This is a genomic window from Saccharopolyspora sp. NPDC002686 (genome assembly GCF_040295745.1).
GTDB lineage: Bacteria > Actinomycetota > Actinomycetes > Mycobacteriales > Pseudonocardiaceae > Saccharopolyspora > Saccharopolyspora oryzae.
The window spans coordinates 1-8052 of the sequence record NZ_JBEOVY010000350.1; the positions used below are offsets into that span (position 1 = coordinate 1).

The 8052-nt window shown below is 70.7% G+C and carries 10 protein-coding genes; 6 read left to right on the top strand and 4 right to left on the bottom strand.

Features of this window, described 5'->3' with window-relative positions; genetic code table 11:
- Nucleotides 1-390 precede the first annotated feature (390 nt).
- The 3 genes from ABTZ89_RS31985 (at nucleotide 391) to ABTZ89_RS31995 (ending at nucleotide 1751) form a co-directional block, all read left to right on the top strand.
- Entirely contained in the window at nucleotides 391-1029 is a 639-nt protein-coding gene (locus ABTZ89_RS31985; protein WP_351051775.1) for an HNH endonuclease family protein, read from the top strand.
- A 137-nt stretch (nucleotides 1030-1166) separates the two neighbouring features.
- Nucleotides 1167-1481 (top strand): winged helix-turn-helix domain-containing protein, encoded by a 315-nt coding sequence (locus tag ABTZ89_RS31990; protein WP_270952946.1) that lies wholly within the window; start codon nucleotides 1167-1169, stop codon nucleotides 1479-1481.
- Between the two features lie 12 nt (nucleotides 1482-1493).
- On the top strand, nucleotides 1494-1751 hold the full coding sequence (locus ABTZ89_RS31995) for a hypothetical protein (protein ID WP_351051778.1): 258 nt from the start codon (nucleotides 1494-1496) through the stop codon (nucleotides 1749-1751).
- Between the two features lie 4 nt (nucleotides 1752-1755).
- Here ABTZ89_RS31995 and ABTZ89_RS32000 read toward each other — a convergent pair whose 3' ends face one another.
- From ABTZ89_RS32000 to ABTZ89_RS32015, 4 genes are all read right to left on the bottom strand, one after another.
- A complete protein-coding gene (locus ABTZ89_RS32000; RefSeq protein ID WP_351051781.1) occupies nucleotides 1756-2853 on the bottom strand; it encodes an FUSC family protein in 1098 nt (365 codons plus the stop codon).
- Nucleotides 2854-2990: 137 nt separating this feature from the next.
- Nucleotides 2991-3401 (bottom strand): DUF3151 domain-containing protein, encoded by a 411-nt coding sequence (locus ABTZ89_RS32005; RefSeq protein ID WP_351051784.1) that lies wholly within the window; start codon nucleotides 3399-3401, stop codon nucleotides 2991-2993.
- Between the two features lie 86 nt (nucleotides 3402-3487).
- Nucleotides 3488-4522, bottom strand: coding sequence for a class II fructose-bisphosphate aldolase (gene fbaA, locus ABTZ89_RS32010; protein WP_270952941.1), 1035 nt, complete (start codon nucleotides 4520-4522; stop codon nucleotides 3488-3490).
- A 210-nt stretch (nucleotides 4523-4732) separates the two neighbouring features.
- On the bottom strand, nucleotides 4733-5011 hold the full coding sequence (locus ABTZ89_RS32015) for a YciI family protein (RefSeq protein WP_270952939.1): 279 nt from the start codon (nucleotides 5009-5011) through the stop codon (nucleotides 4733-4735).
- A 91-nt stretch (nucleotides 5012-5102) separates the two neighbouring features.
- On the opposite strand from ABTZ89_RS32015, the gene ABTZ89_RS32020 reads away from it, so the two are divergent.
- The 3 genes from ABTZ89_RS32020 (at nucleotide 5103) to nagA (ending at nucleotide 7817) form a co-directional block, all read left to right on the top strand.
- The gene (locus ABTZ89_RS32020; RefSeq protein WP_270952938.1) at nucleotides 5103-5675 is read left to right on the top strand and encodes a SigE family RNA polymerase sigma factor; all 573 of its coding nucleotides are present in this window, start codon (nucleotides 5103-5105) and stop codon (nucleotides 5673-5675) included.
- Nucleotides 5676-5760: 85 nt separating this feature from the next.
- Nucleotides 5761-6672 carry an ROK family protein gene (locus ABTZ89_RS32025; RefSeq protein WP_351051789.1) on the top strand — a complete coding sequence of 304 codons (912 nt, stop codon included), beginning with the start codon at nucleotides 5761-5763 and terminating at the stop codon, nucleotides 6670-6672.
- Complete coding sequence (gene nagA / locus ABTZ89_RS32030; RefSeq protein WP_351051792.1) at nucleotides 6669-7817, top strand: N-acetylglucosamine-6-phosphate deacetylase; 1149 nt, start codon at nucleotides 6669-6671, stop codon at nucleotides 7815-7817. Before ABTZ89_RS32025 ends, nagA begins: the two co-directional genes overlap by 4 nt.
- The last annotated feature ends 235 nt before the right edge of the window (nucleotides 7818-8052 follow it).

The window sequence follows — 8052 nt, forward strand, 5'->3', positions numbered from 1 at the left end:
GCTCGGCGCGGTAGGCTAGGTCCAGCTGGCGCCCGGCGGCCAGCGCACCGCCGAGCTGGCAGACCAGTCCGGTGATGTGGAACAGCGGTGCGAGCGCGAAGATAGGCGTCGTTCCTGTCCGCGACGGTCGTGCACGACGGCATGAAGCATCCGCGCCCGGCCGAGAAGTGGGTCTGGTACCGGCACACGGAGGACCTCCGCTTCGCCCGCTGAATCACCCCGTCGGGTCAGGGCCCCTGGCAGATCGGTGCGAAATTCACCAGAAGATGCCACGATCGGTGGCGATTTCACGCCAAGTCACCAGTTGGCCACGCACTGGCATTGATCCGTCCACCTGCGTGGGCAATGGTCGAACACCGACAACGGCGAGACGCCCACGCGGAGGAAGCCATGACAGGCCACCGATCGTTGCGCGCGACCCTGACCGCCCTGCCGCTCGCGGCCGCACTGGGCCTCGGCCTGGCCGCACCGGCCGGCGCCGAACCGCCCGGGATCCCGGACCCGGCGACGGCCAAGACCGAACTCGGCGAGCTCAAGGTGGCGCCGGAGGGCTCGATGGACGGCTACAGCCGGGAGAAGTTCCCGCACTGGATCGAGGGCCCGGACGGCTGCAACACCCGCGAATCGGTGCTCAAGCGGGACGGCAAGGACGTGCAGGTCGGCTCGGACTGCTACCCGACCTCCGGCTCCTGGTACAGCGACTACGACGGGGAAACCTGGACCCAACCGTCCGATTTGGACATCGACCACGTGGTGCCGCTGGCCGCCGCGTGGCGCTCCGGCGCGGCGCAGTGGACGCAGGACCAGCGCCAGGCCTTCGCCAACGACCTGGAAGGCCCGCAGCTGATCGCGGTCACCGACAACGTCAACCAGACCAAGGGCGACCAGACGCCGGACAAGTGGATGCCGCCGAAGGCCGACTACCACTGCAAGTACGCCTCGATGTGGGTCGGCACCAAGCACAAGTACGAGCTGACCATCACCGATGCGGAGAAGTCGGCCCTGCAGAAGGCCCTCGACGGCTGCTGAGCCGTCGCTGCGAACGGCGCCCGCTGCCCGGCGGGCGCCGTTCGTCTGCCCCACTTTCCCTTGACAGGGGCGGAACGCGGTTGCGAGATTGCGGTGATGACCAAGATCGAGATCTGCGCGACCGAAAGCCGGCCCGGGTGAAGCGGGGCGAGCACCCCCGGCACGGGCTGGACACCCTGATCAACTCACCGGTCCGGCTCTCGATCCTCGCGGAGTTGATCGCGATCGACGGACCGGAGTTCCGGCACGTGCGCGACACCGTCGAGATCACCGACTCCTGCCTGTCCAAGCACATCACCAAGCTGGAGCGGTCCGGGTACGTCGCGGTGCGCAAGGGTTCGGTCAACGGCCGCCCGCGCACCTGGCTGGAGATCACGCCCGTCGGGCGCCGCGCCTACGAGTCGCACCTCGCGGCGCTCGAGGCGATCATCGACCCCACCAAGAGGTCGTGACGAGGAGGGCCGATGCCCGAGGACACCGGAGCCGAACTGCGCTCGTCCATCTCCGCACCGCCGGGCGGGGTGATGACCGACGAGGTCGGGGTCATCACCGGGGACCTGGAACTGGCCACCACCTGCGCCGACGGCGCGGTCGAGGTGTGGATCCGCTACGCCGGGGCCGACGAGTGGTACCGGCTGTCCGCGGCGGACTGCCGGCTGCACGACCCGCGCGACCACGAGGCCCTGCACAACGCCCTGGCCGCGGTCCTGAACCGGCCCTGATCCCTCAGTGGCCGTCGGGGTAGAGCGGCGGCAGGGCGGAGATGGCTTCGTTGCGGCTGAGCCCGGTCGCCTGCAGCAGGTCGACCGCGATCGAGCGGACCTGCATGACGACCACCTGCATCGAGAAGTCGCCCTCCCCCAGCAGTTCCACAGTGGACTTCTTCGCCACCGAACGGGCCGCTTCGCGGGTCTGCAGCGGGTCGACCCCGCTGGCCAGCTCGTCGCGCAGCAGCACGACCGCGCCCGCCAACTCCTCCAGCAGGCCCGGGAGCGGGCGCGGCACGGGCTCGCCGTCGCGCAGCGCGGACAGCGCTCGCCGCGCGAGCACGCGGGTGTTGCGCAGCGCTCGGTCGATGGGCGTGGCCGCGGTGTCGTAGCGCTCGAGGTCGCCGCGCCGCCGCCACCGGATCGGCGCGAACTTGGCGATCTCATGACCGGCTTCCAGCGCGGTGCGGAACTCCTCGACGTGCTTCTGGCTCTTGCGGGCCTTCGCGAGCACATCGCTGGCCATGTCGGGATCCTGCCGCGCCACCGCCCCGGCGACGCCGCGCAGCGCGTCGGCCAGCGCGCCGAGCACCAGCCGCCCGTTGCGGTGGGCCACGGCGAGCGGGTTGGCCGGCAGCAGCGACGCGACCACGAACCCGACCAGGCCGCCGATCACCGCGTCGACCATGCGGGTCAGCCCGCCCGCGGTCGCAGGCGGCAGCAGCGTCGCCACCAGCACCGATGACGACGCCGCCTGCAGCACGATCACCACACCGCTGTCGAGCAGCACGGCGGTGCTCATGGCCAGCGCGACGACGAGCGCGATCTGCCAGGTGCCGGTGCCGATCAGCGAGATCAGCACGTCGCCGACGCCGATCCCGATGGTCACGCCGACGACCAGCTCCAGCGCGCGCCGCATCCGCTGGCCCAGCGTGACACCGAGCGAGATGACGGCCGCGACCGGCGCGAAGAACGGGGTGACGTGCCCGAACACGTTCTTCGCCAGGAACCAGGCGAGCCCGGCCGCGACGGCGCACTGCACGATGGGCACGCCGGTGCGCAGGAGTCGGCGCAGTCGTCGGGTCAGTTCCTCGCGCAGTCGGTGCACACAGGACATTGTCCGACAGATCGCCCCGCGATCCGAGCGATCCGGCAGTGATCCTCACCGGACCCCGCAGCGATCCGCAAATTCCATTGAAATCGAACGTCCGATTTCAATGGAATTTGCGGCGCGGAGTCACGCTCCGGGCTGAATCAGGCCAGGCCGAGGGCGTCGAGGGACGCCGGGTCGCTGTCCTCCAGCAGCTGGCGGCAGCGGTCGAACTCCTCGTCCTCGCCGATCGACTGGGCCGCCTTCGCCAGCGCACCGATGGACCGCAGCACGCCCTGGTTCGGCTCGTGCCGCCACGGAACCGGTCCGAAGCCCTTCCAGCCCGCCTTCCGCAGCGCGTCCAGCCCGCGGTGGTAACCGGTGCGCGCGTAGGCGTACGCGGCGATGTTCTGCCCGGATTCCAGCGCGCCCTCGGCCAGCGCGGCCCACGCGGCGCTGAAGCTCGGGTGGTGCGCGGCGACCACGGTCGGGTCGGTGCCTGCGCTGAGCTCGGCCTGCGCGGCCGCGTTCTCCGGCAGCAGGGTCTCCGGCGGTTCCAACAAGTTCCTCGTCATGAGCCCAATCCTGTCAGGTACGACGACGGCCCGTCCGCCACCGGGCGAACGGGCCGTCGTTGCATCACCGCCTGGGGTGACCTGGGTCAGCCGGCGAGCATGCGGCCCGCGGACTTGAGGTTCTCGCAGGCGTGCGCGACGCGGGCGGCCATGGCCTGCTCGGCCACCTTGAGGTAGCTGCGCGGGTCGTAGGTCTTCTTGTTGCCGACCTCGCCGTCGATCTTCAGCACGCCGTCGTAGTTCTTGAACATGTGGTCCGCGATCGGACGGGTGAAGGCGTACTGGGTGTCGGTGTCGATGTTCATCTTCACCACGCCGTAGGAGACCGCCTCGTGGATCTCCTCCAGCAGCGAGCCCGAGCCGCCGTGGAAGACCAGGTCGAACGGCTTGGAGCCGGCCGCCAGGCCCAGCTTCTGCGACGCCACGTCCTGACCCTGCTTGAGGATCTCCGGGCGCAGCTTGACGTTGCCCGGCTTGTAGACGCCGTGCACGTTGCCGAAGGTCGCGGCCAGCAGGTAGCGGCCGTTCTCGCCGCTGCCGAGGGCGTCCACGGTCTTCTCGTAGTCGCCGGGCGCGGTGTAGAGCTTCTCGTTGATGTCGTTGGCGACGCCGTCCTCCTCGCCGCCGACGACGCCGACCTCGAGCTCCAGGATGATCTTGGCCTTGGCCGAGGCGGCCAGCAGCTCCTTGGCGATCTCCAGGTTCTCGTCGAGGTCGATCGCCGAGCCGTCCCACATGTGCGACTGGAACAGCGGGTTCTCGCCGCGGTCGACGCGCTCCTGGCTGATCTGGATCAGCGGCCGGACGAAGCCGTCCAGCTTGTCCTTCGGGCAGTGGTCGGTGTGCAGCGCGATGTTCACCGGGTACTTCGCCGCGACGACGTGCGCGTACTCGGCCAGCGCGGTGGCACCGGTGACCATGTCCTTGACCTTGGTGCCGGAGGCGAACTCGGCGCCACCGGTCGAGACCTGGATGATGCCGTCACTCTCGGCCTCCGCGAACCCGCGCAGCGCCGCGTTGAGCGTCTCCGACGAGGTCACGTTGATGGCCGGGTAGGCGAATTCACCGGTCTTCGCCCGGTCCAGCATCTCCGCGTAGACCTCGGGGGTCGCGATGGGCATCGGTCGTCCTCCTCGCATGGAGTTTGGTCTTGGTGACGGGGAGTTGCGCAGCATCCTACGAGCCGCGGCCCGCCGCCAGCGGGCCCTGTCAGCTCGGAGCCACACTTTCGGCGTCACAGTGCCCGAATCGAGGGCGTTTTGGAAAGTCGGTGACAGGATTCAGAACAGCACGAATCCTGTGTACATCCTCACACGCTGGGCTTTCGCGCACTACAGCCAAGCGCCGACGACGACGTCCCACTCCCGGATGGTCGTCTCGGCGATCACCCCGGCCTCGGTGTACGGGTCCGCGTCCAGGATCGACTTCAGCTCGTCGGGGCCGGCCGCCTCGTAGACGAGCTGCGCGCCCTTGCCGTCGGCGAACGGCCCTCCGGCGAGCAGCACCCCGCGCTCGGCCAGCCCGCGGCTGTACTCGCGGTGCGCCGGGCGGACCTGCAGGCGGTGCTCCTCGTCCTCGCCGTAGACGAGACCGACCACGAACTTCGCCATCTCCGAAACCTCCTCTTTCCGAACCCGATCGATGCGGACGCTACCCGGCCGCAGCACACCGACCGGGGGACAACCGGTAACTTGTTCGATCATGGCCGGTGATTCACGCGGAGCCGAACGGAGCGTCGAGCAGACCCTCGGTCACCTGCGCACTCTGGACAGCGCGGCGATCGACGCCTCCGGCCCCCCGTTGACCCTGGAAGACCTCTACAAGCAGCAGCGCATGCGGATGGTCCGGTTGGCCATCCTGCTGGTCGACGATCCGGCGACGGCCGAGGACGTCGTGCAGGAGGCGTTCACCGGGCTGTACCGCAACTGGTCGGGGCTGCGCGACGCGCGGGCGGCGATCGGCTACCTGCGGACCGCGGTGGTCAACGGCAGCCGTTCGGTGCTGCGCCGCCGCAAGACGGCCCGCGAGTACCAGCCGCCGCACCAGGCCGACGCCCGGTCCGCGGAGTCGCTGGCGATGCTGACCGCCGAGCACCAGGCCGTGGTGGCCTCCCTCGCCAAGCTGCCGCGGCGGCAGCGGGAGGTCCTGGTGCTGCGCTACTACGGCAACCTGTCCGAGGCGGAGATCGCCGAGGCCACCGGGGTTTCGAAGGGCACCGTGAAGTCCACCGCGAGCCGCGCGCTGGACGCCCTGCAGAAGCTGATGGGCGGTTGAGCCCGGGAAGTCCGCGAAAACCTCCGGCGAACAACACACCTGTTTGGTGTAGACCAATAGGTGTTCGGTGGCGGAGGATCGTCGGGTGCCCGCACAAGCCATCGCCGTCGACGTCGGCGGAACCGAGATGAAGGCCGCGCTGGTCGCCGTCGGCCCCGACCGGGCCGAACCGCTGCGCTGGCTGCGGCAGCCAACCCCCCGCGGCGAAGACACCGCCCGGCTGGTGGTGGACGCCGTGGCCGGACTGGTCGCCGAGCTGCGCGTGGACGCGCAGGTCGACGCGGTCGGCGTCGTGGTGCCGGGCGCGGTCGACGAGGCCCGCGGCATCGGCGTGTACTCGGCGAACCTCGGCTGGAGCGACGCCCCGCTGCGCGACATGCTCGCCGAGCGCATCGACCTGCCGGTCAGCTTGGGCCACGACGTGCGCGCGGGCGGGCTCGCCGAGGCACGCCTGGGCGCAGCGCGCGGCATGCGCGACGTGGTGGTGCTGCCGATCGGCACCGGCATCGCCGCGGCGCTGCTGTTCGACGGGCAGCTCTACGCCGGCGGCGGCTTCGCGGGCGAGATCGGGCACGTCGACATCGGCCACGGCGAGCCGTGCGGCTGCGGGCGCACCGGCTGCGTCGAAGCGCTGGCCTCCTCCGCGGCCGTGGCCCGCCGCTACCTGGCGCGCACCGGCGCGGAGCGCACCAGCGCCGAAGTGGCCGCGGCCGTGCGCGCGGGCGACCCGGACGCGCAAGCTGTGTGGGCGGAAGCCGTCGACGCGCTCGCCAAGGGCCTGCTGGTGCTGGTGACGGTCGCCGCACCCGAGTGCATCGTGCTCGGCGGCGGGTTCGCGCAAGCCGGTGCCCTGCTCACCGAGCCGCTGCGGGAGCGGCTCGACGCGATGCTGGCGGCCTACCACCGCCGCCCGCACCTGGAACTGGCCGAACTCGGCGACACCGCGGGCTGCCTCGGGGCGGCCCTGCTGGCGACGGAAGGGTTGAGAACAAAGTGAACGCTCCCGAACTGATCCTCGCCGGCGGGCAGGTCGTCACCCCGGACGGAGTGCTGGACCGGGGCTGGGTCCGGGTGTCCGGCGGCAAGATCGCCGAGGTCGGCACCGGTCCGGCACCCGAGGGGCAGGTCGTGGACCTGCGCGGGCAGTGGCTGGTGCCCGGGTTCGTCGACATCCACTGCCACGGCGGTGGCGGCGGCTCGTTCACCAGCATCGAGGTCGACCAGGCGCGGGCCGCGATCGCCGCGCACCTCAAGCACGGCACCACCACGATGATGGCCAGCCTGGTGTCGGCCCCGCTGCCGGACCTGACCAAGCAGATCAGCGCGCTCAGCGACCTGGTGGTGGACGGCGAGCTGGCCGGCATCCACCTGGAGGGCCCGTTCCTGTCCTCGGCGCGCTGCGGCGCGCACGACCCGGCGATCCTGCGGGCCCCGGAGACCTCCGCCGTGCAGCAGGTGCTGGACGCGGGGCGCGGGACGGTCCGGATGGTCACCCTGGCGCCGGAGCTGCCGAACGGCGTCGAAGCCGTCCGCCAGCTGGTCGACCACGGGGTGATCGCCGCGGTCGGGCACACCGACGCGGTGCTCTCGCAGGTCGTCCCCGCGGTGGAGGCCGGGGCGACGGTCGCGACGCACCTGTTCAACGCGATGCGCCCGCTGCACCACCGCGAGCCCGGCCCGATCGGCGTCCTGCTGGAGGACGAGCGGGTCACCGTCGAGCTGATCTGCGACCTCGTGCACCTGCACCCGGCGATCGTGCAGCTGGCCGCCTCGCACGCCGGTACCGGACGAACGGTGCTGGTCACCGACGCGATCAGCGCCACCGACGCCGGCGACGGCACCTACGAGCTGGGCAAGCTCCCGGTGACGGTGACCGACGGCGAGGCGCGCCTGGCGGACGGTTCGCTGGCGGGCAGCACGCTGACCATGGACGTGGCGTTCCGCAACCTCGTCGAGTCCGGCGGTCAGAGCGTCCCGGCGGCCGTGGCCGCCGCGTCGACCAAGCCCGCACAGCTCCTCGGCCTCGACGACCGGATCGGAGCGATCCGCCCCGGCCTCGCGGCCGACCTGGTGGTCCTGAACCCGGACCTCCACCTCACCGGAGTCCTCAAGAACGGCACCTGGGCCGTCGACCCCAGCTGACCCGCCAGTCGCGCCCCGGTCCCGTCCCAGAAGACCGCAGTTTCAATTGAAACTGTGATCCGCCGTGCCTGGCATCTGCAGTTTCAATTGAAACTGTGGTCCACATCGTGGGAAACCGGTGACTGGACTCGGGACTGGGGATTCCGCAGTTTCAATTGAAACTGTGGTCCTCTCGGCGTGTCGGGGGGACCGAACTGCGGACACACCGACACACCGGCGTGCCGACACGCCGACG

Bases quoted from the DNA above. Each gene is read 5' to 3' on its own strand.
- ABTZ89_RS31995 (WP_351051778.1), top strand. From the start codon at position 1,494: ATGCCCGAGGACACCGGAGCCGAACTGCGCTCGTCCATCTCCGCACCG.
- ABTZ89_RS32000 (WP_351051781.1), bottom strand. From the start codon at position 2,853: ATGTCCTGTGTGCACCGACTGCGCGAGGAACTGACCCGACGACTGCGC.
- fbaA (WP_270952941.1), bottom strand. From the start codon at position 4,522: ATGCCCATCGCGACCCCCGAGGTCTACGCGGAGATGCTGGACCGGGCG.
- ABTZ89_RS31985 (WP_351051775.1), top strand. From the start codon at position 391: ATGACAGGCCACCGATCGTTGCGCGCGACCCTGACCGCCCTGCCGCTC.
- ABTZ89_RS32015 (WP_270952939.1), bottom strand. From the start codon at position 5,011: ATGGCGAAGTTCGTGGTCGGTCTCGTCTACGGCGAGGACGAGGAGCAC.
- ABTZ89_RS32020 (WP_270952938.1), top strand. From the start codon at position 5,103: ATGGCCGGTGATTCACGCGGAGCCGAACGGAGCGTCGAGCAGACCCTC.
- ABTZ89_RS32005 (WP_351051784.1), bottom strand. From the start codon at position 3,401: ATGACGAGGAACTTGTTGGAACCGCCGGAGACCCTGCTGCCGGAGAAC.